Source organism: uncultured Marinococcus sp., assembly GCF_947493875.1.
Classification (GTDB): domain Bacteria; phylum Bacillota; class Bacilli; order Bacillales; family Marinococcaceae; genus Marinococcus.
This window is the reverse complement of record NZ_CANLSU010000002.1, coordinates 276,734-302,765: the sequence shown is the minus strand read 5'-3', so window position 1 is coordinate 302,765 and position 26,032 is coordinate 276,734. Positions and strand designations below refer to the sequence as shown.

General features: G+C 51.3%; 28 protein-coding genes and 3 pseudogenes. 5 read left to right on the top strand and 26 right to left on the bottom strand.

The features are described from left to right. Positions 1-11: 11 nt before the first annotated feature. From Q0757_RS04390 to Q0757_RS04360, 7 genes and pseudogenes are all read right to left on the bottom strand, one after another. Positions 12-392 carry a hypothetical protein gene (locus tag Q0757_RS04390; protein WP_298785135.1) on the bottom strand — a complete coding sequence of 127 codons (381 nt, stop codon included), beginning with the start codon at positions 390-392 and terminating at the stop codon, positions 12-14. 99 nt (positions 393-491) lie between these two features. Continuing rightward, a complete protein-coding gene (locus Q0757_RS04385; RefSeq protein WP_298785133.1) occupies positions 492-848 on the bottom strand; it encodes a hypothetical protein in 357 nt (118 codons plus the stop codon). Next, positions 848-1,222: pseudogene (fliS, locus tag Q0757_RS04380) on the bottom strand (flagellar export chaperone FliS); the annotation flags it as partial. The pseudogene fliS and the gene Q0757_RS04385, both read right to left, overlap by 1 nt. 172 nt (positions 1,223-1,394) lie before the next feature. Beyond that, positions 1,395-3,410 (bottom strand): flagellar filament capping protein FliD, encoded by a 2,016-nt coding sequence (gene fliD / locus Q0757_RS04375; protein WP_298785130.1) that lies wholly within the window; start codon positions 3,408-3,410, stop codon positions 1,395-1,397. Positions 3,411-3,546: 136 nt separating this feature from the next. Further along, positions 3,547-4,446: a phosphogluconate dehydrogenase (NAD(+)-dependent, decarboxylating) gene (gene gnd, locus Q0757_RS04370; RefSeq protein ID WP_298785128.1), complete on the bottom strand. Its 900-nt coding sequence runs from the start codon at positions 4,444-4,446 to the stop codon at positions 3,547-3,549. Positions 4,447-4,468: 22 nt separating this feature from the next. Further along, positions 4,469-5,821 carry a GntP family permease gene (locus tag Q0757_RS04365; protein ID WP_298785127.1) on the bottom strand — a complete coding sequence of 451 codons (1,353 nt, stop codon included), beginning with the start codon at positions 5,819-5,821 and terminating at the stop codon, positions 4,469-4,471. Beyond that, positions 5,818-7,395 carry a gluconokinase gene (locus Q0757_RS04360; RefSeq protein WP_298785125.1) on the bottom strand — a complete coding sequence of 526 codons (1,578 nt, stop codon included), beginning with the start codon at positions 7,393-7,395 and terminating at the stop codon, positions 5,818-5,820. Before Q0757_RS04360 ends, Q0757_RS04365 begins: the two co-directional genes overlap by 4 nt. A gap of 186 nt (positions 7,396-7,581) precedes the next feature. Between Q0757_RS04360 and Q0757_RS04355 the strand changes: the two genes are divergently transcribed. Next, a complete protein-coding gene (locus tag Q0757_RS04355) occupies positions 7,582-8,436 on the top strand; it encodes a MurR/RpiR family transcriptional regulator (protein ID WP_298785122.1) in 855 nt (284 codons plus the stop codon). Between the two features lie 20 nt (positions 8,437-8,456). On the opposite strand, the gene Q0757_RS04350 is transcribed toward Q0757_RS04355, so the two are convergent. Further along, positions 8,457-8,636: a hypothetical protein gene (locus tag Q0757_RS04350; RefSeq protein ID WP_298785120.1), complete on the bottom strand. Its 180-nt coding sequence runs from the start codon at positions 8,634-8,636 to the stop codon at positions 8,457-8,459. 192 nt (positions 8,637-8,828) lie between these two features. Continuing rightward, the gene (locus Q0757_RS04345; protein ID WP_298785119.1) at positions 8,829-9,488 is read right to left on the bottom strand and encodes an SOS response-associated peptidase; all 660 of its coding nucleotides are present in this window, start codon (positions 9,486-9,488) and stop codon (positions 8,829-8,831) included. 187 nt (positions 9,489-9,675) lie between these two features. Between Q0757_RS04345 and Q0757_RS04340 the strand changes: the two genes are divergently transcribed. Next, complete coding sequence (locus Q0757_RS04340) at positions 9,676-9,894, top strand: hypothetical protein (RefSeq protein WP_298785117.1); 219 nt, start codon at positions 9,676-9,678, stop codon at positions 9,892-9,894. Positions 9,895-9,963: 69 nt separating this feature from the next. Here the strand turns inward: Q0757_RS04340 and Q0757_RS04335 are convergent, their stop codons facing one another. From Q0757_RS04335 to Q0757_RS04300, 8 genes are all read right to left on the bottom strand, one after another. Next, positions 9,964-10,812, bottom strand: coding sequence for a GNAT family N-acetyltransferase (locus Q0757_RS04335; RefSeq protein WP_298785116.1), 849 nt, complete (start codon positions 10,810-10,812; stop codon positions 9,964-9,966). 24 nt (positions 10,813-10,836) lie between these two features. Then, positions 10,837-11,085 carry a hypothetical protein gene (locus Q0757_RS04330; protein WP_298785114.1) on the bottom strand — a complete coding sequence of 83 codons (249 nt, stop codon included), beginning with the start codon at positions 11,083-11,085 and terminating at the stop codon, positions 10,837-10,839. A gap of 33 nt (positions 11,086-11,118) precedes the next feature. After that, entirely contained in the window at positions 11,119-12,216 is a 1,098-nt protein-coding gene (locus Q0757_RS04325; RefSeq protein ID WP_298785112.1) for a diguanylate cyclase domain-containing protein, read from the bottom strand. 417 nt (positions 12,217-12,633) lie between these two features. After that, a complete protein-coding gene (locus Q0757_RS04320) occupies positions 12,634-13,443 on the bottom strand; it encodes an ABC transporter ATP-binding protein (protein ID WP_298785386.1) in 810 nt (269 codons plus the stop codon). Continuing rightward, positions 13,443-14,471 carry an iron chelate uptake ABC transporter family permease subunit gene (locus Q0757_RS04315; RefSeq protein WP_298785109.1) on the bottom strand — a complete coding sequence of 343 codons (1,029 nt, stop codon included), beginning with the start codon at positions 14,469-14,471 and terminating at the stop codon, positions 13,443-13,445. Before Q0757_RS04315 ends, Q0757_RS04320 begins: the two co-directional genes overlap by 1 nt. Continuing rightward, the gene (locus Q0757_RS04310; protein WP_298785107.1) at positions 14,468-15,505 is read right to left on the bottom strand and encodes an iron ABC transporter permease; all 1,038 of its coding nucleotides are present in this window, start codon (positions 15,503-15,505) and stop codon (positions 14,468-14,470) included. Before Q0757_RS04310 ends, Q0757_RS04315 begins: the two co-directional genes overlap by 4 nt. Next, on the bottom strand, positions 15,498-16,550 hold the full coding sequence (locus Q0757_RS04305) for an ABC transporter substrate-binding protein (RefSeq protein ID WP_298785105.1): 1,053 nt from the start codon (positions 16,548-16,550) through the stop codon (positions 15,498-15,500). The genes Q0757_RS04310 and Q0757_RS04305 overlap by 8 nt, the downstream gene beginning before the upstream one ends. A gap of 169 nt (positions 16,551-16,719) precedes the next feature. After that, positions 16,720-16,983 carry a hypothetical protein gene (locus Q0757_RS04300; RefSeq protein ID WP_298785104.1) on the bottom strand — a complete coding sequence of 88 codons (264 nt, stop codon included), beginning with the start codon at positions 16,981-16,983 and terminating at the stop codon, positions 16,720-16,722. 555 nt (positions 16,984-17,538) lie between these two features. On the opposite strand from Q0757_RS04300, the gene Q0757_RS04295 reads away from it, so the two are divergent. Together Q0757_RS04295 and Q0757_RS04290 are read left to right on the top strand one after the other, a co-directional pair. Then, positions 17,539-18,231, top strand: a complete 693-nt coding sequence (locus tag Q0757_RS04295) for an aspartate/glutamate racemase family protein (protein WP_298785102.1) — start codon at positions 17,539-17,541, stop codon at positions 18,229-18,231. 19 nt (positions 18,232-18,250) lie between these two features. Next, the gene (locus Q0757_RS04290; RefSeq protein WP_298785100.1) at positions 18,251-18,547 is read left to right on the top strand and encodes a hypothetical protein; all 297 of its coding nucleotides are present in this window, start codon (positions 18,251-18,253) and stop codon (positions 18,545-18,547) included. 161 nt (positions 18,548-18,708) lie between these two features. Here Q0757_RS04290 and dgoD read toward each other — a convergent pair whose 3' ends face one another. The 4 genes from dgoD to Q0757_RS04270 form a co-directional block, all read right to left on the bottom strand. Beyond that, positions 18,709-19,857, bottom strand: a complete 1,149-nt coding sequence (dgoD, locus tag Q0757_RS04285; RefSeq protein WP_298785098.1) for a galactonate dehydratase — start codon at positions 19,855-19,857, stop codon at positions 18,709-18,711. Beyond that, positions 19,854-20,801, bottom strand: coding sequence for a 2-dehydro-3-deoxygalactonokinase (locus Q0757_RS04280; protein ID WP_298785096.1), 948 nt, complete (start codon positions 20,799-20,801; stop codon positions 19,854-19,856). The genes dgoD and Q0757_RS04280 overlap by 4 nt, the downstream gene beginning before the upstream one ends. Beyond that, positions 20,798-21,436, bottom strand: a complete 639-nt coding sequence (locus Q0757_RS04275; protein WP_298785094.1) for a bifunctional 4-hydroxy-2-oxoglutarate aldolase/2-dehydro-3-deoxy-phosphogluconate aldolase — start codon at positions 21,434-21,436, stop codon at positions 20,798-20,800. Before Q0757_RS04275 ends, Q0757_RS04280 begins: the two co-directional genes overlap by 4 nt. A 125-nt stretch (positions 21,437-21,561) precedes the next feature. Beyond that, on the bottom strand, positions 21,562-22,320 hold the full coding sequence (locus tag Q0757_RS04270; protein ID WP_298785092.1) for an IclR family transcriptional regulator: 759 nt from the start codon (positions 22,318-22,320) through the stop codon (positions 21,562-21,564). Between the two features lie 102 nt (positions 22,321-22,422). Here Q0757_RS04270 and Q0757_RS04265 point away from each other — a divergent pair, with 102 nt between their 5' ends. After that, complete coding sequence (locus Q0757_RS04265; protein ID WP_298785089.1) at positions 22,423-22,638, top strand: hypothetical protein; 216 nt, start codon at positions 22,423-22,425, stop codon at positions 22,636-22,638. A 49-nt stretch (positions 22,639-22,687) separates the two neighbouring features. Here Q0757_RS04265 and Q0757_RS04260 read toward each other — a convergent pair. The 5 genes and pseudogenes from Q0757_RS04260 to Q0757_RS04240 form a co-directional block, all read right to left on the bottom strand. After that, positions 22,688-22,956 (bottom strand): annotated as a pseudogene (locus tag Q0757_RS04260) (flagellin); the annotation flags it as partial. A 192-nt stretch (positions 22,957-23,148) separates the two neighbouring features. Continuing rightward, a pseudogene (locus tag Q0757_RS04255) lies at positions 23,149-24,120 on the bottom strand (VWA domain-containing protein); the annotation flags it as partial. Positions 24,121-24,253: 133 nt separating this feature from the next. After that, positions 24,254-24,607 (bottom strand): flagellar protein FlaG, encoded by a 354-nt coding sequence (locus Q0757_RS04250; protein ID WP_298785087.1) that lies wholly within the window; start codon positions 24,605-24,607, stop codon positions 24,254-24,256. A 29-nt stretch (positions 24,608-24,636) separates the two neighbouring features. Continuing rightward, a complete protein-coding gene (locus Q0757_RS04245; RefSeq protein WP_298785384.1) occupies positions 24,637-24,813 on the bottom strand; it encodes a hypothetical protein in 177 nt (58 codons plus the stop codon). Between the two features lie 94 nt (positions 24,814-24,907). Further along, positions 24,908-26,032, bottom strand: coding sequence for a flagellin (locus tag Q0757_RS04240; RefSeq protein ID WP_298785085.1), 1,125 nt, complete (start codon positions 26,030-26,032; stop codon positions 24,908-24,910).

Sequence of the window (26,032 nt, the reverse complement as noted above, 5' to 3'; positions counted from 1 at the left end):
TCCCTGCCTGTTTATTTGCGTGTGAGCGATGTCACCCGGAGCTTCCAGCGTTCAAGCACCGGCATATATACCGAGGCGACGTATCGCATCTTCTCGGCGCTGCCCATCGTTTCTGCTTCTATCAGGCTCCGCACTTCTTCGGTTGCCTGCTCGAAGGCTTCCAGATCCTGCTTCCATTCTTCCTCCTGTCCAAACAGATACGCCATCGTCACTGTCTGCGAGGAAAACAGCGAGGATTCTCTGGTCGTGCTGTCGAGCAGCCGGTCCCCGTTTTCTTCAAACCCTTCCCGGTAAAAGCCCGTCACCTGTACCATGCTTTCCTGCACCATCTCCAGCCAGTCACTGTACTGCTGGAGAAACGTTGCTTCCGCCCGGCGGAGATGCTCGCTCATCGTTACCTGCCCCTTTTTTATCCTTTAAGCCGTTTATAACATAATCCAGGCACTCATACACATAAAAACCTTCAGGACTGGGCCTGAAGGTTTTGTATGCTAGTTTTTGCTGTCGAAAAAATAAGCGGACGCTGTCGCACTCTTTTGTTCATACTTCCCCATATGACGGCGTTTGTGACGAGTCCCCTGCAGCTCTTCCTGGATCACCTGTTTCCAATTGCCAAGCTGGACGTCAATATAACGGTTCATTTTAACCGTTTCTTCCCCGAGCTGCCGCTCGGCCTCTGACCATTCCTCCACAGGCTGCAGGTCTTTCAGCTGCCGGTCCCTTGCCTGCAGAAAAAGATCCACGCTCTCAATGTACTCATCCCTCGGCTGTTCATTATCCGGCATGGGCTGCGTTACTTTTTCGTATAGTTTTCGGGTGGTGACATACAGTTCACGGACTACACTCATTACGCCCGGCCGCCTTCACGGAACCGGCTCTCCCGGTCCTTTTGCATCGCCTGCTTCCATGTGTCGCGAAACTCTTCGCCAAGGCCGTACACTTCCTGCAGAGCACCGGTGTCATTACTGACATTGGCTTCGATCAGCCGGCGGTACATGTAGTCATACATCTGCATCATGCTGCTGCCAAGCTCGCTGTCCGTTTTCAGCGTAATCATCAGCTCACCGATAATATTCTGCGCCCGGATCATCAGCTTATTTTTTTCTTCGACCTTTCCTTCGATCATCGCTTTTTCCGCTTTTTGAAGAAATTTCAAACAGCCGTTGTATAAAAGAAGCGTGAGCTCTCCCGGCGAGGCGGTCTGCATCGCCTGCTGCTGGTAAGGGTTAGCTTTGACCGGCGCCGGCTTCGGAGCAGGTGCTGCCTGTTTTGGGCTGAATGTTTTCTGCTGCTTCTCTTTATCCGGTGCGGCCGTCTGCTTCATTGCCTGCTGGTACATTGCCTGTGCCTGGTTAAAACTCATATGTTTTCTTCCTCCTCAAGAAGGTGCTGTCTTACTGACCGTTGTTCATAAACTGCATCAAGTAGTTGGACTGTGAATTCGCGCGGCTCATCGCCTGCTCCATCGCTGTAAACTGACGGTAATACCGGTTTTCCACTGATACCATCCGGTCCTCAAACTGAGCGATGCGGTCCTCAATGTTTTCCATGTTGCGCCCGAGCGTAAACTGATGCGGCAGCAGCTTGCCTTTGTAGCCACCGGCCCGTTCGGCAAGAGCGGACACCCCATTGTCGAGCGTCTCTCTCATCCGTCGCGCAAGACCCTGGGTTTCGGTTGTCGATCCGCTCGCTGCAAACAGCTGGTACACGCCTTCGCTATCTTCTTCAATCGCTTGGCGCAGCTGGTCTTCATCGATTTCAAGCTTACCGTTATCCGTGTAGCTCGAGCTTGTCGTAATGCCGATCGAATAGAGCGTATTGTACGCAGAATCGGTGCCATCCACCTGTTCGTATAAAAGGGAGCGCATATTGTTCATGACATTCGATATGGAGCTGTCGCTGCGGAGCAGGCCGCTTCGGGCTTTTTCCTCCCACAGCTCAATTTCTTTTTCACTCATTTCTTCTTTTTGTTCATCGCTGAGCGGCTTAAAATCCCGGTTCACCTTTTCATTGAGCTTCCCGTTCACCTCTTCAACAATTTTATTGTATTCTTCAACGAAGCCTTTAATCGTATCCATGACGCCGTCGGTATTTGTATCCGACCCGAGCGTTACCGCACCGTCCGCTTCAGTGAACGTTTCTTTAAGCGTAATACTCATTCCATTGACATCAAACGTATTTTTCGCGCGCTCGGTTTCGAGCCCGTTCATCGTAAACACGGCATTCTGTTCGCCCTGGCTGGACCCGCCCGCATTTTTCAGCCCCAGGGTATTATTGAAAAAGTCACCTGAAAAAAGCATCTCATCGCCGGCTTTGTTAAAGTCGCCGGTCTCCGACCGGGTGAGTGCCGCTTTGCCGGAATACTCATCGTAAAATGCGCTCACGCCCGCTCCTGAGGAGCTGATCGTGCTCATAATGTTATTCATCGACTGCGCGCTTGTGAACGTGAATTTATTTTTCTGCTCATTGCCGTCTTTATCAAAGGTGGTAATCGTGTTGGTGGAATACTGCTGGGTAAATTTCGCTGCAATGGTTCCGGTCGCTGCTTCGCCGAGCCTGACCCTGCCGGTTTTCGTATCCACGTAGGCTTCGTTTGTTGCAAGTTCCTGCTCGGGATCTGTCACAATCGTCAGCTTGGCGCCTCCGTTCACGCTGATATCCAGGGTGTCCGGATTAATCGCTCCCTTACCGAGTGAAAAAGTAGAAGTCGGAGCGGCCGCGTTAATTGTTTTAGTTTCATTGTCCGCTGCATACTGCACATTGATGCTTTTGCCGCTAGTCACCGCCGAACCAAATTCTAAATCAATCTGGCCGTCGCTGAAGCTGGCACGCACCTGACCGGCTTCGAGCGGGTCTTCGCCGGTCACCACCTCATACTGCTTGCCGCTTACCTTCACGATCATATCGTCCGTGTTTGTTTTAAGATTGCTGCCTTCCACGCTGTAGGACGTGCCTCCATCAGCGTTAATCGTTTTGCTTTGAATCACGCCTTCACTCCACTGCGGAGATTTTCCGGTCGCAAATGACTGGCTGCCGACAGCCTCCGAGGCAGAGAAATCAGGACCTGTCGCCCGTTCGGAGCTGCTCTGCGACGCTGATTTGGCCAGCTGCTTGACCTCGCTGATCGAATAGGTGGCATTGCCGGCATCCGCTGACGCCGTGGCGCTCACCCGGCTGTCGTTGGTGGAGGTGGCCGAGCGGTCTGTCATCGATGACTTTTTCATAATCGAATCAAAAATTGTGTTCCGGAAATCAAAAAACTGTTTGTTTACATCCTGATACATTTCCGTCTGCCACTCGAGCGTCTGTTTCTGCTGATTCAGCTTGTTGATTGGCTGGCGTTCCGCCCGCATTAAATCCTTCACCGTCTGGTCAATGTCCATTCCTGAAGCAAACCCGGATACTCGCATGAATGATAGGCTCCCTTCTGCCGTTTTCTTCGTTACTCTTACTATCGGAAATACCTTGAGCCAGTTGAAGCATTTGCCGCATTTTTTCTAAAATACGAAAAAAGACCCGGATACCATCCGGGCCTCTGAGACATTGCTATTCACTTTTTTCCACGGCGTGGCCGCCGAACCCTTTACGAAGGGCTGCCACCACTTTGCCGTTAAAGGTGTCGGTTTCCTGCGAACGGTAGCGCATCATGAGCGAGAGCGCAATGACCGGAGTCGTTGCCTCGTATTCGAGTGCGGATTCTACGCTCCACTTGCCTTCGCCGGACGAGTGCATCACGCCGCGGATATCATCGAGCCTGGCGTCGCCGCGGAAGGCTTCCTCCATCAGCTCCATCAGCCAGCCGCGGATGACCGATCCGTTGTTCCAGACACGGGCTACCTGCTCGTAGTCATAGTCAAACGGCCCTTTTTCAAGCAGTTCAAAGCCTTCGCCCATCGCAGCCATCATGCCGTACTCGATGCCGTTATGCACCATTTTCAAATAGTGGGCACTGCCGCCTTCCCCGGTGTAGTGATAGCCATTTTCCACCGACAGGTCCTCCATCAGAGGCTCAAGCACCGGGAAGACGTCCTTGCGTCCACCGATCATCAGACAGGCGCCGTTTCTGGCACCGGAAATGCCGCCGCTTGTACCGACGTCAAAGAAGTGGACGCCTCTTGCTTCAAGCGCTTCATAATGAGCAAGCGTCCGCTTGTAGTGGGAGTTGCCGGCATCAATTAAAATGTCTCCTTCATCAAGGTGCGATGCCGTTTCGGTAAGCACCTGGTCCGTGGCGTCTCCCGCCGGCACCATCACCCAGATGATACGCGGCTTCGGCAGCTGATCCACGAGCTCCTGCAGGGACGACGCCGTGCCGCCTCCATCACCTTTAAAGCTTTCGCGAAACTCTTCGGACAGATCATAGGCAACAACGTCGTGATGTTTATCAAGCATCTGCAGGCCGATATTATACCCCATTTTTCCTAACCCAATAATTCCTGCTTTCATGTTCTCCACTCCTCTTTTCTATTTATACGAAGATACTTAAAATCAGTGCTACACCAAAGCCGACAAATCCGATAATTGTTTCCATGACGGTCCATGTCTGCAGCGTTTGTTTTTCATTCAGGCCGAAGTACCTGCTGACCAGCCAGAACCCGGAGTCGTTTACGTGGGAGAAGGCTGTCGCACCGGAAGCAATTGTAATAACGAGCAGCCCGAGCATCGGCTCGCTGACGTCATATGTTTCAAGCAGCGGTGCTACAAGTCCGGCGGCAGTTACCATCGCCACGGTCGCAGAGCCCTGGGCTACACGGACAAGAACAGCTGTGATAAAGGCAAAGACAAGAATTGGCATGTTCGCATTTTCCATTGCGTTTGCGAGCACGTCGCCGACACCGGACTGGATCAGCATTTCACCGAACACACCACCGGCACCGGTAACAAGAATAATAATCCCGGCAGGCTCGAGGGCTTTCGTCGTAATCTGCTGAACTTCTTCCTTCGAATAACCCCGGCGGATACCGAATACATAAAAGGTTAAAAGCGCCGCCACGGTCAGGGCAAAGAACGGATCCCCGATAAAGGAAAGGACGGCATACGCTGTGCTTTCCTCCGAGAGGAAAACTCCGGATCCTGTATTAAGCAAAATCAACACTAGCGGAAGCAGAATGATTGCAATAACGCTGCGGAAGCTCGGCAGCTCACGGTCGTACTCGACGTTTCTCATCTGCTCCATCATGTATTCCGGAACACCGATGTCGATTTTTTTCGCCATGTATTTCCCGAACATCGGGCCGGCAATCGCTACTGCCGGAAGACCGGCAAGTGTACCAAACAGAATAACCCAGCCAAGGTCAGCGCCGATAATCGAAGCAACCGAAATCGGTCCCGGCGTTGGCGGAATAAAGCTGTGCGTTACGGCAAGACCCGCTACAAGCGGAATGCCGTAGTACACGAGTGATTTTTTCGTTTTACGGACAAGGCTGTATACAATTGGAATTAAGATAACAAGTGCAACGTCCAAAAAGACGGGAATAGATACGATAAAGCCTGTAAGCGCAAGCGCCCAGCTGACGTTCTTTTCTCCAAATTTATCAACGAGTGTCAGCGCCAGGCGCTCGGCGCCGCCGGACACCCGGAGCATTTCCCCAAACATGGCCCCAAGGCCGATAACGACGGCAATAAATCCAAGGGTGCCGCCCATCCCTTCTTCAATGGTCGTTATAATTTCGCCTGGGGGCATGCCAACGGCAATACCGACGAGGAAACTGACGACGAGCAAGGCGATAAAGGCCTGAAGCTTCGTCCTCATCACTAAAAATAACAGTGCAACAATTGCTAAAACGGCTACAATAATGAGCCACGGTGCTGAAGTCGTCATAGTATTTCTCCTTTTTCAGTTGATAGTGTGCGTTTGCCCTCTGCGTGTGCACGCTGCACGTCGGCAATCGCGGAAAATTCCGATTGAAGATTGCGTGCAAGCCGTAGGAAAATCGGCTTTAAATCGCGGTACGCCGTCACATTGTCCATGATCGGTGACTGCCGTGTTTCGATTGGAATCAGCTCGTGAATCGTGTCCAGGCTTTCCTTCTGCCCGGTTGCAGTCATGGCGAGCCAGGCAGCACCGAAGCAGGCACTCTGATGGCTGTCCGGAACAACAATGTCGCTTTCGAATATGTCTGCCATCATCTGCTTCCAGAGCTCGGAGCGGGCAAATCCGCCATTGGCACGGAATTCCTTAATGTTGATGCCGGCCTCAATCAGCGCTACGACGACGGCGTACATCTGCATCATGACGCCTTCCATAACGCTCCGGACCATCTGTTCACGTCCGTGGTGCAGCGTCAGTCCGAAGAACACGCCCTTTGTGTCGCTGTTCCAGAACGGAGCACGTTCGCCGGTCATATACGGCAGAAACAGCAGACCGTCGGAGCCAGGCATCACGCTTTCCGCCATTTCCGTCAGAACATCGTACGGATCTGTACCATTTTTCCGGCATTCTTCCTTTAGGTCCGGCATGATTTTATCCCGCATCCAGCGCAGCGCAATACCGCCGTTGTTGATTGGGCCGCCAATCACCCACAGCTCATCGGTCAGCGCGTAGCAGAATATCCGTCCCTTCGGATCCGTGTACGGCCGGTCGATGACGGTTCGTATCGCTCCGCTTGTACCGATCGAGCAGGCAACCACGCCTTCCTCGAGTGCTCCGGATCCGACGTTTGCAAGCACACCGTCGCTTGCTCCGATCACGACTGTTGTCGTTTCCTGCAGATCCAGACGCTTACAGACCTCTTTGCGTAAGTCGCTGCGCTGATAGGTCGTGCTTACCGGAGAGGATAAATGGTTTTCCGTGATACCGGCGAGCCCAAGCGCTCTATCGTCCCACTGCTTTTTATGAATATTGAAAAGGCCGGAGGCAGAAGCGATGGAGTAATCAACGATGTATTCCCCGAACCATTTATGGAACAGAAACTCCTTCACCGAAATCCACTTCGCCGCCTTTACGGCAATTTCTTCCCGGTGCTTCTGAAACCACATAATCTTGGTCAGCGGCGCCATCGGATGGATCGGCGTGCCCGTGCGTTCAAAAATGTCCTGCCCGTTTTCGGCTTTTACTGTTTCGGTTTCATGCACCGACCGCTGGTCTGCCCAGGTGAGTGCCTGTGTAAGCGGCTCGCCATTTTCATCCACAGCGAGTATGCTGTGCATCGCTGCACTGAAGCCAATTGTGCCAATATGTTTTCCTTCTTTCGCGACGTCTTCAACGACGTTTTTCAGCGTCTGTTCGACGGCGCGAAGAATTTCGTAAGGGTCCTGCTCCTTCCAGGCCGGGTCCGGAGAATAAATTGGATATTCAAGCTCCCGTTCCGCCCAGATCTTTCCGTCTATATCGTACGCCAGCGTTTTTGTGCTCGTGGTGCCTATGTCCACGCCGGCTGTAAGTGATTCAGCCATAACATTTACTCCCTCGCTTTCGGTAACGCTTTCAATTGATGAAAATATTTTTCTCATTTCGTTATTATACGTGAAATAAAATTCTATGCAAGCGTTTTAAGAAAATTTTTTTCGTACATTTCATTAGCTAAGTGAAATTTATTCCTTTATGATGAAGGTAAGACTTTTTTCACCGGAGGAATGCTCATGGCTACCGAAACGACTCACGTCCGTCAGCGCATCCAGTCGCTGTACAACAGTTTTAGCGACAAAGAAAAGCAAATTGCCGATTATATGCTGCAAAATCCCGAAACCATCGTCCACTCGACCATCAATCAGGTAGCCGACCAGCTTTCCCTGGCAGACGCCACCGTGTTCCGTTTCTGTAAGCGGCTCGGCTTTAAGGGCTATCAGGCGATGAAAATCGCGCTCGCTTCCGACATTATCGAACCGATCGAAGACATTCATGAAACGATCCAGGAAAACGACACCGAAGCAGAGGTTATGTCCAAGGTATTTCAAAGTAATAAAAATGCACTCACCTACACCCAGGAGGTGCTTGATGAAAGCACGGTCCGCCAGACGGTCCAGTACCTGCTTGAAGCGTCCGAGCTTCATTTTTATGGAAGCGGCGGCTCCGGCGTCACTGCTCAGGACGGCCAGCATAAATTTATGCGCACCGGACTTCCGAGCCATGCCTATACCGATTCCCACTGGCAGGTGATGGCCGCTTCCCAGCTAAAGCCAAACGACGTCGCGATTGTGATTTCACACTCCGGAGCCAACGAAGACGTACTCGAAGCGATGGATGTAGCCAAAGAACAGGGGGCCCGCATTATCGCAATCACAAGCTACGCCAAAACGCCCATCAGCCAAAAGGCCGACCTGACGCTGCAAACCATTTCGCGCGAAACCGAATACCGCTCCGAAGCGCTCGCCTCCAGACTAGCCGAGCTTTCGCTCCTCGACGGCCTGTATGTCAATTACTGCATCAAAAAGAAAGATCAGGCCCAGGAAGCGGTCGCCAAAATACGCAAAGCCGTCGCCCGGAAAAAGCTATAAGAAAAGCGGAGGTCCGCTGTTCAGGAGTCTCGTACGGCTGACCACGCCCTGCCTGCACTTGTTGTTAAACAAGGAAGGCAGGGCAGGGTCAACGGAACGAGCGACTGCGGACCGAAGCTGGACAGCAGGAAAAGCGGAGAGCGTTCGGTTACCACCCGGGACGGCTCGCCGTTTTCAGTCGGCTTTCGGCGCAGTCGCAAACGATCTGAAAATGCGAATGGACCCGGGTGGTAACGCTCGGAGCTGGACAACAAGAAAAGCGGAGCCACCCTGTTTTAAGGAATTTCGACGACATCACTATCGTGACACCATCGAACTGACCTGCTTCGCAGAGCCCATACAAAAACAGCCCGGCTTCTCCTTATAAAATAGGAAAAGCCGGGCTGTTTCTTTTATTTCACGCGTTCTATTAAAGCGGCATGATTATGCTTTGGACTGTTTACTTCAGTGCTTACAGGATACATCGTCATCCGGGAATCGTCGAATGGCTGCAGCAGCGATTTCAACACTTGTTTATCGGTTTCATGCGGATCGAGCCAGGTTTTTCGTGCTTCTTCATCCAGGATGACCGGCATCCGGTGGTGAATGCTCTGCATTAAATCGTTTGCTTCAGTCGTAATGATCGTGCACGACGTAATCGTTTCTTCCTCGCTTTCCCATCTGTCCCACAGCCCGGCGAACGCGAACAGTTCTTCGTTGTCGACCGTTATCCGGTACGGCTGCTTTGTCCCGCCTTCGCGGTCCCATTCATAGAAGCCATCGGCAATCACGAGGCAGCGCCGGCGCTCAAGCAGGCGGCGGAATGCCGGTTTGGTATCGACACTTTCTGCCCGGGCATTGATCATTTTATGGCCTATTTTTTTATCGTCTGCCCAGGACGGGATCAGCCCCCACTGCAGCCAGCCGGCTTTCGTCTGTTCAGTGGAGGAAGCTACCGCCAGCACTTTCTGGGACGGGGCTATGTTGTAGCTTTCCTGCCCTTCCGGAAATGCTGCGCCAAAGGCCTGTTCCAACGCCTCTTTAGAATGAACAAGGGTGTATCTTCCGCACATTACGAGAGACCTCCTTTTACAGCTTATGTACCCTAACGTCTGCTACTTAAAAAAATTACTATTACGCAAATCCCATCCGGCCATTACAAAGCATACAACAGCAAAGAGGCTTAAAAATCCTCCGAGAATGCCATACGATGCTCCCTCAAACCCCCGAACGTGCATATAGCCGTAATAAAAAAGGGAAATGGCTGAAGCCATAAGTATAATGCCCGGCAGCAATTTGACCCAGAGCGCCCATCCTTTCAGCACAAACAACAGCGTGAAAAGGAAGGCTATGATTCCTGGAAGTATAGATGTTGTGAATGGTCCACTGATCATGATATCTCTCCCACGGTTCCCACCATTAATAAAAGGCGGTCAAATGTTCATGGCCACGCACTTCTCTCCTAATAAAATAACATAATCTGGCACCATAAATCCTGTTTCAGGCAGCAACACCTGTGAAAATTTATTTTTAAGAAAGACCTTCTCCTTACCCGAAGATCTGTGATGCGATAGCGTAGAGACCCCTGTTCCGGGTGCCTGCATTCCAGGGGCCACGCTTCATCATAGGCGGCTCGCTTTGCTTTTCAAAGCCGTACTGCTCAAGCATGGACGTAATAATTCTGCTTTCTGCGGTAAGATCGATCCGAACCTTTACCAGATGCGCCTCTATCAGCTGCTCGATTAACGCAGCTGCCTCTCGTTCATCTGGAGCCGTGACCGGACCAATCAGCAGCTGATCTTCATGCCAGATCGACAAACCAAAGCCAGCCGGATGATTTTGGTCATCCTTTAACACAAGACACTGATGCGCCTGATGAAGCCGGTGGTGCAAAAAGACATCCCGTCCTTCCCCAAACGCCTCGCGGTCCAAGTGCTTCACGCTCTCCCAGTCGGAACCCTTATACCCCTCTATGTTATTCGGCAGAGCAGTGCTGTTTTTCTTCATCTCTTGCCCCTGAGCGATATATTTGTACACCCTGCCTGCTTCTTCAAACCCGAGCTCGCGGTATAACGGCTTCCCTTCGTCAGTAGCAAACAGCATCACCCCGGTATCTGCCGGTAAAATATCCAGACACGCCTGCACAGCTTCCCTGGCCAGGCCCCGCCGGCGGTAATCCTTCCGGACAATAACGAGTCCGAGCGCCGCCGTTTCTTTGTAAGGAATTACAGCCGAGCTGGAGACCACCGTGCCCTCCGGAGTTTTATGTCCGTATACTATCCCGGAAGCGAGCACCGCCTTCATTTCCGCTTCATCATAGTCCCAGCCGACCTCCAGGGGTAGCTCTACAAGTGACGGGATATCATTTTCATTTAACTGGTGTATCGTAAGTACCATCTGACGTTTTCCTCCCTTCGTTTATCATTTATGCCGCATACTCTTTTCTATGCATTTCTGCTCTGCCTTCATTTTGCGGTAAATGTACAAGTCCTCCAGGGCCATGACCGTATAAACCACTCCGTAAAACAAATAGGTCCCCGCCGTGAAATCAGCTGACAGCCAATGAATAATTGTCACTAAAAGAAGCAGGGCGCTGCCGAAGAGATCCTTCTTTAAGCGCCCTGCATAGATTGATTTTTTATTTACAGCTTTTTGCTGTCTGGTGTCCATCTCTGTCACCTCTTGATCCAGTCCCGGCTTCTCTTATATTTTCACCATGTTTTTCCCACTGCTTTTCGCATCGTACAGGGCTTGGTCCGCTTTGAGCATCATGTCCTCCCGGTGGCGGTGCAGGGCAGGCACAACGACATTCACACCAATACTGACTGTCACCTTCGAGCTCACTCTTGACGTTTCATGACGAATATTCAGTCTGCTTACTTCCTCACTGATCGAGTGGGCAATCGCCCGTGCTTCTTTGTTGTTTGTTTTTGGCAGCAGCAGAGCAAATTCTTCTCCGCCAAAGCGGGAGGCCATGCCTCCGGAGCGCATGCATACCCCGTGGACAGCTCCGGCAATCTGCTTCAGGCATTCATCTCCTTCGAGGTGACCGTACGTATCATTGAAATTTTTAAATTCGTCCAGATCGATCATCATCACCGCAAGCGGAGACTGGCGTTCCATCCCTTCAGCCCAGTACCGGTCAAAGGCGTCATTAAATGCCCTCCGGTTAGAGAGGCCCGTTAAGCCGTCCACGTTCGCGAGACGCTCAAGCTTGCGGACATTCGAATTATGCTTGGAACGATCCCTAATAATGCCGATCATGCCAATAATACGTTTATACATAAAAACCGGACTTGCCATTACTTCAAGCTCCATGACCGAATTGTCCTGACGCCGCAGGTTTACTTCGAAATGCTGGGAATTTCCCTTCATGACCCGGTCTGTGTACTTTTCGACCAGAGCATGATCCGTAAAGTTTAATTCATTCATCGAAAGGCCGATGACGGTATCACGTTCTTTATTCAGCATTTCAAGCAGCTTTTCGTTTACTTCGATCACCTTGCCGCGGTCATTGAGCAGAAATACCGGGGAAAGCGGCTGGTCAAATAAAGCGTGGTAGTAGTTCCGCTGCACCTGCTGCTCCACGCTGCGCTTAAATATTATCCAGAGCACGAGCCCCAGAAGAATTATACCCGTCAGCAGTCTTATTATCAGTCCGTCTCTTTCAAGCGGTGCGCCCATAAAAAATACATCATAAAAATTCACCAGCATAAATACCGGAATTAAAACAAGCATCGACAGACTGACACGCTTCACCACTTCCTGGGTTTTAATCTGCGTTATTTCCTTGTGCTTCATTTTATCCCCCGTTCTGCTCATGAACGCTAGTATATTTTCTGGAGCATTTATGTAAACAAACGATAGTGGCCGTAGTATTGACTCATTTTACCACATGCCTTAAGTTTTAGGTATATGTAATCAATAATAGAAATTATTTTTCTTCATCTTTACTCACTATTTGTAACAAATAATATTACCCCGAAGCGCTTAACTCTTATATATTCCTGTTTAATGCGTTAATAAAACCCTTTATAATCAATTTTCTCTATGCATAAACCTATCCACTATCGTGATAATTTTCCTATATTAGTGAAAGCAAAAAAGACTGCCCGTTTTAAAGGAACAGTCTCAATTAAAAAAGATTATCACGGCAGCTTTTCCGGAGGAAATGATCGCAGCTATGCCGCACGGTATTTAAAAAAGTGATTAATGCTATTATCCTTCGCTTTCATTATGATAACGCCCCTTTGGCACGACCATAGGAGAAAGCGATACAGGATCTTCAATCACCGTACAATCGAGCCCGTAAATCTCCTTCATCATATCTGCCGTGATCACTTCGGACGGTGCTCCGCTTGCCGCAAGCCGGCCTTCGCGGAGGGCAAAAATATGGTCAGCGTAGCGGGCGGATAAGTTTACGTCATGAAGCACCATTACAATAGTCGTTCCATGCCTGCGGTTCAGATCGGTAAGCAGGTCGAGGATTTCAAGCTGGTAGGTAATATCCAAAAACGTCGTAGGCTCGTCCAGAAATAAAATATCGGTCTGCTGGGTCAGGGCCATCGCAATCCACACGCGCTGACGCTGGCCGCCGGAAAGTTCATCAATATTTTGCTCCGCGAGTTCAGTGATATTCATGGTCTCCATCGCCTCCGCCACCGCCTCGTAATCCTTCAGGCTCCACCCCTTCAGAAGAGACTGGTGCGGGAACCTGCCTCTTCCGACCAGGTCAGCGACTGTGATTCCCTCCGGCACAATGGGGGACTGCGGCAGCAGCCCCAGCGTCCGCGCCAGCTGTTTCGATGGAATTTTATGTATGGCTTTGCCGTCGAGAGTGATTTTCCCTTCACGAGGCTTAAGCAGACGGGCCATCGTTTTTAGCAGCGTAGACTTTCCGCACGCATTTGCACCGATGATCGTATTGATCTGGTTGCTTCTAAGCTGGACATTAATGTGATCAAGAACCATTTTCTGTTCATAGCCGGCAACAATATCTTCTGTTTGGAACTGGTGGCTTGATTTCATCATAAACTTCCCTTTCGGTTCATTCGAATAAGCAAATACAACAGAAACGGGGCGCCAAGAACACCGGTAATAATGCCGACCGGAAATCTTGTATCGAAAGCGAACTGGCCGAGCAGATCCGCAGCCAGCACCAGATTGGTCCCGACCAGGCCGGCAGGGACTACGCTTGTAAAGCCGCTTCCTGTCAGCCGTTTGGCAATGGGCCCCGAGAGGAAAGCCACAAACGCGATCGGGCCGGTCACCGATGTTGCAAGAGCGAGCATGCAGACTGAGCTTAGAATAAGCAGGATTCTTGTTATATCCGTATTCAACCCGAGAGAGACGGCCGACTGTTCCCCGAGCTCAAGGATGCTTAAATGCCTCCCGAGTCCAATAACGACAGGCGCACAGATAACAATTCCGAGCCCCAGCGGCAGCATGGAATCAAGCTGCACACCGTTCAGGCTTCCGCTGAGCCACTGCAGCGCCTTTGACAAATCCTCCTGCCGCCCAATCAGCTGGAGATACGAAATAAAGGCAGTGAGCATCGCCTGCACGCCGATTCCGATTAAAATCAACCGTCCCGTGGAAAACGAGCCCGCCTTCGAGAAACCATAGATAATAATAACGGTAACGAGCCCCGCCACCAGCGCAGCAGCCGAAACGATCGTATCGCTCGTATGCAGAATCAGAATGCAAAAAAGCGCCGCCGCACTCGAACCAGCGGTAATGCCCAGTATTTCCGGATTCGCCAGAGGGTTGCGCAGCATGGTCTGAAAGACGTTACCGGCGATACCAAACGCAAACCCGGCCAGCAGCCCCGCAAGCATTCGCGGCAGCCGGATCGTGTTAACCGCAAAAGAAGCGCCGCCATCCGCGTCCCCCGTCAGTGCCCGGAGCACCTCCGGCACAGAATAGATGGTATTGCCGAGCAGCAGCATGGCACCGCAGAGTGCGAGACACAGAACTACCAGAAGCGCGTTAACGATAAGCCATCTCCGGCGCCGCTGCCGCCGTTCGGCAATGATTACATTGATTACATTATTCATAACGACCGCACTTTCATTCGCATAGCTAAAAAGATTAACAGCGGGGCGCCGATAAATGCCGTCACAACACCGGCTTCAAGCTCCCCGGGACTGACGATGACCCGTCCCAAAACGTCCGCTGTCGTAAGGATAATGGCTCCGACCATCGCTGATATGGGGATAATCAAGCGCAAATCAGGCCCGAGCAGCAGGCGGATAAAATGAGTGGCCATAAGCCCGATAAAGCCTATCGGCCCGGCAAGCGCCGTGACCGCACCGCACAGGATGACCCCCGCAAAGGCGGCGATAATTCTCAGCATCCCGGTCCGGACGCCCTGCCCGGTAGCCACCTCATCCCCAAGGGCGAGCGCATTCAATGCCGAAGCTGAAAGCACAGCGAGGATTACCCCAAACACTAAAAAGGGGGAAAACGCTAATATGCTGCTCCAGCTGCCCGAACCGACGCTTCCCACCTGCCAGAACCGGAACTGGTCCAGAATGTTCGACCGCGGCAGAATAATCATGCTGATGACCGAAGACAAAGCAGCGCTTGTCGCAGCTCCGGCGAGTACAAGCTTCAACGGGGTCGCGCCGGCCGGGCCCATCGACCCTATTCCGTACACGAAAATGGCCGTCAAAATGGCTCCTACAATCGCAAACCCTATGTACTGACCGGCCGTGCTTATATTCCAAAATGCAAGACCGGCCACCACAAACAGCGCTGCCCCGGTGTTCACCCCAAGGATGCTCGGATCAGCAATCGGATTTCTGGTCACGGCCTGCATCAACGCTCCTGAGATGCCAAGCGCCGCGCCGCAGCACAGGCTGAACACGGTCCGGGGGACCCTCTCCTGCACGACGCTCACGGCATACGAGTCCGTACTGGAATAGGATAATCCAGCTGTTATTTCCTCCCACGTGAGCGTCCGCGCGCCAAACACGAGCGACGCCAGCACACAGGCAGTAAGGGCAACAGAAAAGAAAGCAAGCACCCTCGTCAGGTGCCTCGGCACATGAACATTCGCAGCGCTTCTTTTCTTTACGATACTACTCATCGGATTCGTTGAGCGCTTCTCCGATCAATTCCATATAGTCATCAATCGTATAAGGAATCGACAGCGCCGTTGGCGTGCCCGACGCTCCCAGTTCAGAGCTGTCTTCCACAAATGCTACGTTGCCCTCTTTAATGGCCGAGATCTGTCCCAGCTGAGGATCGGCGCGGACGGCTTCATACAGCTCCTCATCCCCGTAGCCCATGATAAGATCCACATCGTTAAGCGCATCCGCATTTTCAGCACTCATCGTTACCGAAAAGGCCGATTCGTCCTCCACTAATTCTGTGACGCTGTCCGGGTTTTCAAACCCTAATTCATTTAAAAAGGACACTCGTGGATCTGCTGGCGTGTAGAAATGCAGCTCAGAGAGATCGTTGGCGGAAAAATTCACCCATGCGACGGTTTTGCCTTCGATTTCCGGATATTCGGAGGCCTTCTCTTCGATCAGGTTTTCCGTTTCGGTGATAAGCTCTTCGCCTTCCTCTTCCATCGCCATTCCTTTAGAATTCAGACGAATCTGGTCCCGCCACGACGTCGTCCACGGCGATTCCGGATAGGCCACGACCGGGGCAATTTCGCTCAACAGATCGTAATCCTCCTGGGTAATGCCGGAATACGCAGCCAAAATGACGTCGGGATTGCTGTCTGATATGGCTTCAAAATCAAGGCCGTCCGTGTCCTGGAATACATTCGGATCTTCAGCCCCGAGTTCATCCAGCTTTTCCTCCGTCCACGGCAGAAGCCCCTGGTCATTCGTCACGCCGAAATTGGCGGCAGAAAACCCAACAGGCACCTCATCCAAAGCAAGCACCGTGTCCTGGTTCCCCCACTGTACCGTTGCTACCCGCTCCGGCTCTCCTTCAATGACCGTTTCCCCAAAGGCGTGCTCAATCACAATCTCCTCTTCCCCGTTGCTTTCTTCCGATACCGATGATTCCTGGCCGCTGGAATCATTTTGCCCGGAGCAGCCGGCAAGAGCCCCCATGATTCCGATAGAAGCAGCTGTCATTCCCAGTAAACGCTTTGGATGTTGAACAATGCCCATATTTTCTCCCCCACATATGTTTATGTAATAAAAAGCTATATTGATAATGATTATCAATATCGATAAATATAGAGGAATTTTGTGAGAATGTCAAATTCATATTTCTGCTTATAAAAAAGGGCTGCGCCAATGGTTGGCACAGCCCGCTTTCTCAGTATCGATGAAAACATTACCTGTTTTTTTGCCTGCTTTCTGTGACAGTGGAGGATTCATGCAGAAATTTTTCAAACAGCGAGAGATTCGACATAATCGTCACAATCCACTCGTTCATTCGGAAGCCTTTCATTCCTTCATACAGCTCCTCCTCATCGCTGCATTCCACAACCGTATACCCTTTTCGCTTCCATCCTTCAGTATCCATGTCCTGACACCGGCCGACAATTACTTCGCGTTCTTTTGAATTGTAGCAGTAAACAAATGCGGGAGAATTCATCGTTTCAGCCTCTTTTCTGTAGGATTTGGCCCGGCAGATAAAAAGCCAGCACTAAGAAGCATCCTTAGTACTGGCTGCGAAGAAAAGCGTTCTTCTTTTCAACTACTGCCGGTGTATTATGTTGTACTCTGGCCATCGGCCTGGCTTTTTAATACGTATAAATATAAAAAACCACAGAGAGGCAGAGCTCTCTGCAGCTTATCTGTCAGCGCTGATTGTCTGAAGATTCCCGCCTGTTTTCACTTAAAGGCATTTCCTTATTTCCCAAAGGCCCGGCCGCAAAATGCCGGCTCAGGCTTTTCAAGCCTTCGTTCATCGTATATGCTCATCCATATAACCAGTATTTCTCTTCAACGGCAGTACATTACCGGCGCTTTTGTCCAGAATGTTTACCGCCCTTGGCTTAAGCTGCAACTGTCAAATTCATGCTAAAACAATTTTCTGTTATTTAATCATAACACAGCCAATACGTCACGCCAATAAAGTATGATAAAAATGGTAATATAAGCATATAACACCAAATGTGAGCTATCTAACAGAAAGGGGACGGAAAATATGCAGACGATTGGGCTGCTGGGAGGGATGAGCTGGGAGTCCTCCGTATTGTACTACCAGCTGATTAATGAAGAGGTGAACCGCCGGCTGGGGCGGCTGCATTCGGCCCGGTGCCTCCTGTACAGCGTTGACTTTGAAGAGATTGAACAGATGCAGGCTGCAGGCAGCTGGGAGGAAGCCGGAGAACGGCTCGGGGAAGCGGCTGCGGCCCTTGAGCGCGGGGGCGCAGATTTTATTGTGCTCTGCACGAACACGATGCACAAGGTCGCCGGGACGCTCGAAAGCTGCGTAAATATTCCGGTGCTCCATATCGCCGAAGCTACCATTCGTGAGATCCACCGGCAACACCTTTCACGTGTCGGCCTGCTCGGCACTAAATATACGATGGAGGAACCGTTTTACACCGAAGGGCTCCGGGCAGGCGGCCTGGAGGTGACGCTGCCTGATCCAGAAGCGCGTATGGAGATCAACCGCATCATCTTTGAGGAGCTCTGCCACGGAACGATCCGGCCGGAATCCAAAAGCTATATGCTCGAGGTGATGACGCAGCTGCGAGAAAACGGGGCGGAGGGCATCGTTTTAGGCTGCACGGAGCTCGGCATGCTGATCGCTTCGGAGGATACGGATCTGCCGGTGATCGATACGACCCGCATCCACGCCCTCGAAGCCGTGAACGAGGCGCTCAGTCACTAACCACTATGGAGGGATTACGATGGAATGGTTTCAGCATTACGGCGTGATAACCGCTGTCTTTTTCACGGCTGCGCTTCTTGTCGTGTTCAGCCGAGTGCTCGCCCGTAACCGCCGGCGGCCGGGGCTTGTCGTGACTATTTTCTGTACGCTTCTGCTGCTGGGTGCGGCAGGTGCAGCTGCATACGGGTGGTGGGAAGCACCGGATGCCGTGACTGCCCTCAGCTTCGCGTTTCTCGCTGCGATGGTATGGCTCGGTGCCGGAGCCGGCGTATGCCTCCTCGGCATCCGGAAAGCGTTAAAAACTTCAAAGGGGTGAACGTTCATCCCTTCCTGGAATTTAACCAAAGAAATCCTCACCACGTACGGAAGCATCCGCTATGATGTTCAAGGAAGCGGCCCGCCTTTTAACTTGCAATGGCTGCTTTCGGCTCCGGAGCGTAAAAAATCCAGCACGCCTCGCGCATGCTGGATTTCTTGTTACCATTCGGCAATCGTGCCGTCCTTATGCCGCCATACCGGGTTTTTCCAGTTGTGGCTTTCCCTGGCGCGCTCACGCACGTAGTCTTCATTGATCGTAATGCCAAGACCCGGCCCCTGCGGCATTTTCACCGCGCCGTCTTCATAGGCAAAGACGCTTTTGTCTTCAATGTAGTCGAGCAGGTCGTTGCTCTGGTTGTAGTGGATGCCGAGACTCTGCTCCTGAATGAAGGCGTTGTGGCTTGTGGCGTCCACCTGCAGGCAGGCCGCAAGTGCAATCGGTCCGAGCGGGCAGTGCGGCGCCAGGGCTACGTCATACGCTTCCGCCATTGTGGCAATTTTTTTGCCCTCGGTAATGCCGCCCGCGTGCGAGAGGTCCGGCTGAATAATATCGACCCAGCCGTTCGCGAGAATATGCTTAAACTCCCAGCGCGAATACATGCGCTCGCCGGTGGCAATCGGGATATGCGTATGCTGGCGAAGCTCCTGCAGCGCCTCCATGTTTTCAGTCAGTACCGGCTCTTCGATAAACATCGGATGATATGGCTCGAGCTCTTTGGCAATTACCTTTGCCATCGGCCGGTGCACCCGCCCGTGAAAATCGATGCCAATGCCAACGCCTGTGCCGACCGCTTCCCTTACGGCCGCTACGCGCGCGACCGCTTCTTCGACTTTATCGAACGAATCAATGTACTGCATCTCTTCCGTGCCGTTCATTTTAATTGCCCGGAAGCCGGAATCCACGGTTTCCTTCGCCGCTGCGCCGACGTCGCTCGGACGGTCGCCGCCGATCCAGGAGTAGATGTTAATGTTGTCGCGACAGGCGCCGCCCATCAGGTCATAAATCGGCGCATTGTAGTATTTGCCTTTAATGTCCCAGAGCGCCTGATCAATGCCGGCGAGCGCACTCATGTGAATCGGTCCGCCGCGGTAGAACCCGGAGCGGTACAGCTTGTTCCAGTGGTCCTCGATCCGCATCGGATCCTCCCCAATCATGTATTCCATCAATTCATCAACGGCCGCCTTGACCGAAGCAGCGCGCCCTTCCACGATCGGCTCGCCCCAGCCTTCGAGGCCTTCATCAGTTGTAATTTTTAGAAACAGCCACCGCGGCGGCACCTGAAATAGTTCGTAGGATCGGATTTTCATCGGGATTCCCCTTTCGTTTGTTCCAGATTGGCCAGCTGCAGGGCTCCCTGCAGCGACGCTTTTTCAAGATCATTTTTCGTAAAGACGTGAACCGGACGCTCCTGCTTCTGTTCCAGCACGTGCCGGTACGCCTCCTGCATCGCTCCGTGGCCGCCAAGATACAGCCAGCCGGCGCCATCAGCGGCGTGTTCAAATGCTTTCATATCCTCATATAATACCGCACCGAGCAACAGATTCGCCCGGGCGTTTTCCGTGTAATCAGCAAACAGATGGCGCAGACGCACATAATACGCCGCCCTCGTGAATCCTTCCCTTTCCGCCAGCTCCCAGCCCTCCATCAGCACCTCCGGCTCGAGCGCTTCCACGAGCTTCGGCCCGACCGAATCGGATAAAATCGTGGACGTCCGAAGTGCGGAGAGCGTTTCGCCGGCCAGGGTGGACGTGCAGCTGAGCAGCCGCGAGCCGTCTTCGACCCGGATGTATTTGGTATGCGAGCCCGGCAGAATGATCAGCCCGCTTCCTTCAGCCGGTGTATGGCGCAGCATGCCGAACGCCTCAACCTCCTCGCCGCGCATCACATCAACCGGCTCCCCGCCGTTTTTCATGCCCGTAATCCAGTGCCAGCGCCGGGCATTGTAGCGCTCGTGCACTGTTTGCGCAGCAAGCTCCTCCATCGTAAGCGGCGACGGCGCGTGGGGCACCTCGCGCATGCCGATGTTCGCCGTCAGCATCCCGTAGCCGATCACGTCCCGGAACGTAAACTGAGCGGCCAGCTTATCGAGCTCGTTATCGATCAGCCGCTCGAGCAGTGAAAAGTCCTGCTCCATCGCCTGGTTGCGCACGCCCTGATCAAGCGAGACGCGTTTTTTCACCTCGAGCGTCTCGGCATCTACGACCCGGAGACGCGTGTTAGTGGTTCCCCCGTCAATCACGATGACATTCATTGATCCCCACCGCCTTCACGGAGGATAGCACGGGCCTTTTCCATGTTGCGGGTCAGCTGCTTCATGTCTCCGCGCTCCATTGCCTTCGGATCCACCACCTGACTGCCGACGCCGACCGCGTGCCATCCGCTCTGCAGATACTGCTGCATATTGTCGAGCGACACACCGCCTACAGCCATCGCGCGTATGTGCGGAAGCGGACCTTGAACGTCTTTCAAATACGAAGCTCCGAGTGCGCGGACAGGGAAAATTTTCACCATCTCCGCTCCGGCCTCGGTCGCCTGCAGAATTTCGGTCGGGGTGAGCACCCCCGGAATGACCGGAACTCCGTAGCGGCTGCCCGTTTCGATGGTTTTCGCGTCAAGCGTCGGGGCTAGCAGAAACTCCGCCCCGGACAAAATCGCGGTTCGTGCAGATTCGGCGTCCAACACCGTGCCGGCGCCGATGTGCAGATCGCTGTGCGTTGCCTTCGCCCATTCAATCGCCGCCAGCGCCCCCGGCGTGTTCATCGTTACTTCAAGCACCCGGGCTCCGCCTGCGTATAAGGATTCAATCACCTGCTGCAGCTGCGTTTTGTCGCTGCTGCGGATGATCGGCACTATTTTCTCCTGTTCAATCGTCTGAATAATACTCATCAGCCTGCGGCCTCCTTTTGTTCCTTATTAAGGAACAATGTTCCGTATTATGAATAAAAGAAATCCCTCTGCGGGAAATGTCGCTTATAGTGTAGCAGACCAAGCGGCAGATTGAAAGCGTTCTTTTAATGGCCAAGCTCCCGTGATATAGCTGCCGCCGCCCGCTGCACCTGCTGCACGGTTTTTTCCCAGTCGATCGTTTCCGCGTTCATGTGCGGCATGGTGACACTGATTGCCGCGACCGCCCGCCGGTGGAAATCGAAAATCGGTGCTGCCACGCAGGTAACTCCTAGCTCATGCTCCTCCCGGTCATAGGCCACGCCTTCCTGTGCTATTTTATCCAGCTCCGGCATCATTGCTTCTTTGGATGTGATCGTATGCGGCGTATGGCGGACCATTTCCTGCTCGTCGAGAAGCTTGTCCTGCACGTGCGGTGACTGAAACGCCAGCAGTGCTTTTCCGACGCCGGTGCAGTAGAGCGGCGCTTTACGCCCGACCCGGGAAAACAGCCGCAGCCGCGCGTACGTTTCCACTTTATCGATGTAGACGACCTGGGCGCCTTCAAGCTGCACGAGGTGCGCGGTGCTTGCTGTGGCTTTCGCGAGGTCATGAATGATTTCTCCCGCCGCCTTTCGCACGTCAATGGATTCCGCCACCCGCTCGCCCATTTCCATGAATGTGAACCCGAGCGTATACACATCGCGCCCGCTTCCCTGCTTCACGTAGCCCTTCTGCAGAAGTGACGCCAGCAGCCGGTGTACCGTGCTTTTGGCAACGTCCAGGCGGTTCGCAAGCTCTGTGACGCCAAGCCCTTCCGGCGCTTCGGCGAGCAGGTCAATAATCCGGAGAGCGCGGTCGACGGACTGAACTCCGTTAGTATTCATGCAGCCTTCCTCCTTTCGGTACTGCTGTCATCGTAGCATATTTTCCTTGTATGTTAGTATAAAACTACACGACAAATGGAAAAGTACGGAAGGGAGATTTGTATGTATTCCCGCGTGTTCGTGGATGAGCATTGGAATCTGGTTGCAAGCATTTTCGGCAATTTTGCCGTGATGTTTGCGATGCTGGTTGGTATCGACGGTCTTTCTGCCGGCGAACCTCCAAGTATGATCAGTAAGGCAAGCGTAGCGGCGGCTATTGCCCTGCTTCTCTGTGTTGGTTCCGTGCGGAAGTTCCGAAAGTATCAGGAGGAGGAATGAAAAACGCCTATTCCAAAGGAAGACGCTTTTCGCTATTTATATTTATGTACTATTGCAGCAACTGCAGAATTTGCTGGGGTTGTTGATTTGCTTGCACTAGTATGGACTGTGAACTTTGGGAGAGGATATTAGCTCGTGTCATTTCCATCATCTCGGAAGCCATATCTACATCACGAATACGGGATTCAGCCGATGTTAAATTCTCTGCCGAATTCTCTAAGTTATTTATTGTATGCTCTAATCGATTTGTAAAGCACCGTAGCGTCCACGCTCACTTGAAACTTCTGCTATAGCATTATCAATTATACTAAGGGCATTATCCCTTTCATCGTTATCAACTACGTCGACCTTCGAGGTGCCTAAGATAGGAGGTCTTACGTCACTGGATTGAAACTCTAACGTCTGCCCTTGATTAGCACCTATCTGCAAAGTAAAATCCTTCACTCGTTTTTTATCGCTTAAATCTTCAAGTAAATCATCGTTTAATGTTAAAGCAATTTCTTCAGCAGTCGTGGCTCGATATATTTCTCCCCCAGCTTCATCTATAATCGGCTGGTATGCTCCCTCGCTACCTTGAGTAAAACTTCCCACTCCAAAAACGTATAACGGAATGTCATCCTCTTCTGTAGAAGGATCGCCTGCTAACAGTTCTGCGATTTTTGCAGAAGTGAGATCCGGGTCACTTCCTCCTCCTGGAATCGAAGTGCCATGCTCATTTCCGGTGTCCGTAAGCAATACAAATACTTTATTTGCTTCTTCCGTATATGTAAAACCAGCTCCTGCATCCGGCATACTTTCTTTCATGTAATAATACGGTGCAGTATTACCACCGAGGGCACTGTGATTGGTTAATTGATTTTCAATCTTTTGAGGATCTTCCGTAAAATTCATCTTTCGATCAGCAATAGTCATGCCTCGTTCGTCCACGACACTGATAGTAGCCATGCGGAAATTACCACCATTATTTAAGGTCCCGGCAAATTCTGCTATACCGTCCTGAACAGCATCAATTGGTCCTGCCATAGTGCCTGAATCATCAATCAAAAACACGACTTCCAATGGCTTCGGCTCATCTCCCATTAAAGAGATTTCATTAAACTCTGTATTCATTGCCAGGCTATTGATTCCTTCATTCAGCTGATCAATCTCTTTTTGTATTTCTTTTCGGTCGCTTTTTTCGTTTGTATCATTTTTAGCCTGAATGGTTAATTCCCGCATTCTTTGAAGATGAGTGTGCACTCCAGTAAGCCCGCTTTCTACTGTTTGAATTAACGATATGCCGTCCTGGGAATTTCTCGAGGCCTGCCCCAGTCCTCTTATCTGACCTCTCATTTTTTCTGAAATGGCTAATCCTGCTGAGTCATCGCCTGCTTTATTTATACGTAATCCAGAAGCCAATTTATTTAAAGAGTTTGATTGATTAGTTTGATTTTTTTTCAATTGGTTATGAGTATTCAAAGCTGCTAAATTAGATGCAATCATTGTCTTGGCCCCCGATTATTAATTATTCATTATTTTTATCGGAAAGTGATTCAATTTTTAAACCATATTTCTTTAATTTATGTAATTATTTTACTTATAATAAAACGCCTCCCCGAAGGAAGACGCGTTCCACTTACCCTTTCTCGTTTACCAACAGCCCGGCCTGACGAAGGATCGAAGCGTTAAAATCAAGAAGCGACTCGGGCGGAATTTCCCGCACGACCTCTTCCGTTTCGAGGTCGATCACCTGCACGTACACCCGGTCGGTCTCTTCGTGCACGTTGAACTTCAACCGTGTTAAATGCGGATCAAGCATCGCACTTAGCGTTTCCACTGATTTTTCTACTTCCTTCTTTGTTACGTGAAGCGCGGAATTAGTTTCTGCTGCCACCAATTCGTTCGGCGTTACTTTCGATGCGTCTATAACGCCCGCTCCCCGTTTGGGCGAAGCTACCTCGCCTCCGGCTGATCGAATAGAAACATCCATCTCCCGCCTACCTCCTCCTGGGATGATCCCTATCCCTTTACGCCGATCGACTGGCCTTTGCCGGAAACCACGCTCTGCATCGTTCCAGCCTGGTTACCGCCAGCCATGTCATCGAGCAGCTCGGCGCTCTGCTTCGACACCGTATCCATCGACTGGCGCATGAGCGATATGTTCGCCTGCTGCTGCGCCTGCAATTGACTGCTTATGATTGAAACACTGCCGACATCGATACCATCACCTCCTTTCTAAGAAAAAGTATAAAAAAGGCCCTGGCAAAGCCAGAGCCTCCTGCTGCATTTGTTATTGGAGAAGTTGGAGTACAGACTGTGGCTGTTGATTCGCCTGTGCCAGCATCGATTGAGAAGCTTGAGATAGAATATTATTTTTCGTCATATTCATCATTTCTTTCGCCATATCTACATCACGAATGCGTGATTCTGCGGATTGTAAGTTCTCCGCTGAAGTACCTAAATTGTTAATAGTATGTTCTAAGCGATTTTGATACGCCCCTAATTTTGAACGTTCGGCTGATACAGTTTCAATTGCATTGTTAATAGTGGTGATTGAAGAATCAGCAGCAGTTTGGGAAGAAATGTCAATCCCTTTAACAGAAATTCCATCTCCATCAGTTAATGCGCCTGCTGTACCGCCATCATCTGTTAATACAGCTGAAGCACCAGTTTTAACCGCTAAAGTGCTAGAATTATCTTCCAAATCTTCAACAGCATAATATTCACCGCTGCCCATGTGCACTGCTACGGCTTTCCCAGATTCATCTGCAATAATATCTTCTCCAGTAAAATCTACTCCATCGATAGTGATACTCTGGCCATTGCTAACTGTATAATTACCAGCTTCCAAGCCACTCGAATTTAGTTCAGTTGTATCACCATCACTATTTGTGAACGTGGTGATTCCACTCATACTCAGTTCATTTCCACGCATATCGCTGATATCTAATGATAGATTTTGGCCTTCATTAGCACCGATTTGGAACGTACCACTAAATTCTCCATTTAATAATTTTTGAGAGTTAAATTCAGTGTTATTCCCAATACGAGAAAGTTCTTGAGAGAGTTGATCTACTTCTTTCTGAAGTTCTTCTCTATCTGTAGAGGTATTCGTATCGTTGGAGGATTGAACTGCCAATTCCCGCATGCGTTGAAGGATGCTATGGGTTTCATTCAACGCCCCCTCCGCTGTTTGAATTAAAGAAACACCGTCCTGCGCATTTCGGTCTGCTTGTTCTAAACCGCGAATCTGCCCGCGCATTTTCTCACTAATCGCAAGCCCAGCCGCATCATCCCCTGCCCGGTTGATGCGGAGACCAGAAGACAATTTCTCCATAGAATCGCCCATGTTGTTCTGGTTAGTACTCATTTGACGCTGAGCATTCATGGCGCCTAAGTTATGATTAATAATCAT

Bases quoted from the DNA above. Each gene is read 5' to 3' on its own strand.
- Q0757_RS04390 (WP_298785135.1), bottom strand. From the start codon at position 392: ATGAGCGAGCATCTCCGCCGGGCGGAAGCAACGTTTCTCCAGCAGTAC.
- Q0757_RS04385 (WP_298785133.1), bottom strand. From the start codon at position 848: ATGAGTGTAGTCCGTGAACTGTATGTCACCACCCGAAAACTATACGAA.
- fliD (WP_298785130.1), bottom strand. From the start codon at position 3,410: ATGCGAGTATCCGGGTTTGCTTCAGGAATGGACATTGACCAGACGGTG.
- gnd (WP_298785128.1), bottom strand. From the start codon at position 4,446: ATGAAAGCAGGAATTATTGGGTTAGGAAAAATGGGGTATAATATCGGC.
- Q0757_RS04365 (WP_298785127.1), bottom strand. From the start codon at position 5,821: ATGACGACTTCAGCACCGTGGCTCATTATTGTAGCCGTTTTAGCAATT.
- Q0757_RS04360 (WP_298785125.1), bottom strand. From the start codon at position 7,395: ATGGCTGAATCACTTACAGCCGGCGTGGACATAGGCACCACGAGCACA.
- Q0757_RS04355 (WP_298785122.1), top strand. From the start codon at position 7,582: ATGGCTACCGAAACGACTCACGTCCGTCAGCGCATCCAGTCGCTGTAC.
- Q0757_RS04345 (WP_298785119.1), bottom strand. From the start codon at position 9,488: ATGTGCGGAAGATACACCCTTGTTCATTCTAAAGAGGCGTTGGAACAG.
- Q0757_RS04340 (WP_298785117.1), top strand. From the start codon at position 9,676: ATGGCTGAAGCCATAAGTATAATGCCCGGCAGCAATTTGACCCAGAGC.
- Q0757_RS04335 (WP_298785116.1), bottom strand. From the start codon at position 10,812: ATGGTACTTACGATACACCAGTTAAATGAAAATGATATCCCGTCACTT.
- Q0757_RS04330 (WP_298785114.1), bottom strand. From the start codon at position 11,085: ATGGACACCAGACAGCAAAAAGCTGTAAATAAAAAATCAATCTATGCA.
- Q0757_RS04325 (WP_298785112.1), bottom strand. From the start codon at position 12,216: ATGAAGCACAAGGAAATAACGCAGATTAAAACCCAGGAAGTGGTGAAG.
- Q0757_RS04320 (WP_298785386.1), bottom strand. From the start codon at position 13,443: ATGAAATCAAGCCACCAGTTCCAAACAGAAGATATTGTTGCCGGCTAT.
- Q0757_RS04315 (WP_298785109.1), bottom strand. From the start codon at position 14,471: ATGAATAATGTAATCAATGTAATCATTGCCGAACGGCGGCAGCGGCGC.
- Q0757_RS04310 (WP_298785107.1), bottom strand. From the start codon at position 15,505: ATGAGTAGTATCGTAAAGAAAAGAAGCGCTGCGAATGTTCATGTGCCG.
- Q0757_RS04305 (WP_298785105.1), bottom strand. From the start codon at position 16,550: ATGGGCATTGTTCAACATCCAAAGCGTTTACTGGGAATGACAGCTGCT.
- Q0757_RS04300 (WP_298785104.1), bottom strand. From the start codon at position 16,983: ATGAATTCTCCCGCATTTGTTTACTGCTACAATTCAAAAGAACGCGAA.
- Q0757_RS04295 (WP_298785102.1), top strand. From the start codon at position 17,539: ATGCAGACGATTGGGCTGCTGGGAGGGATGAGCTGGGAGTCCTCCGTA.
- Q0757_RS04290 (WP_298785100.1), top strand. From the start codon at position 18,251: ATGGAATGGTTTCAGCATTACGGCGTGATAACCGCTGTCTTTTTCACG.
- dgoD (WP_298785098.1), bottom strand. From the start codon at position 19,857: ATGAAAATCCGATCCTACGAACTATTTCAGGTGCCGCCGCGGTGGCTG.
- Q0757_RS04280 (WP_298785096.1), bottom strand. From the start codon at position 20,801: ATGAATGTCATCGTGATTGACGGGGGAACCACTAACACGCGTCTCCGG.
- Q0757_RS04275 (WP_298785094.1), bottom strand. From the start codon at position 21,436: ATGAGTATTATTCAGACGATTGAACAGGAGAAAATAGTGCCGATCATC.
- Q0757_RS04270 (WP_298785092.1), bottom strand. From the start codon at position 22,320: ATGAATACTAACGGAGTTCAGTCCGTCGACCGCGCTCTCCGGATTATT.
- Q0757_RS04265 (WP_298785089.1), top strand. From the start codon at position 22,423: ATGTATTCCCGCGTGTTCGTGGATGAGCATTGGAATCTGGTTGCAAGC.
- Q0757_RS04250 (WP_298785087.1), bottom strand. From the start codon at position 24,607: ATGGATGTTTCTATTCGATCAGCCGGAGGCGAGGTAGCTTCGCCCAAA.
- Q0757_RS04240 (WP_298785085.1), bottom strand. From the start codon at position 26,032: ATGATTATTAATCATAACTTAGGCGCCATGAATGCTCAGCGTCAAATG.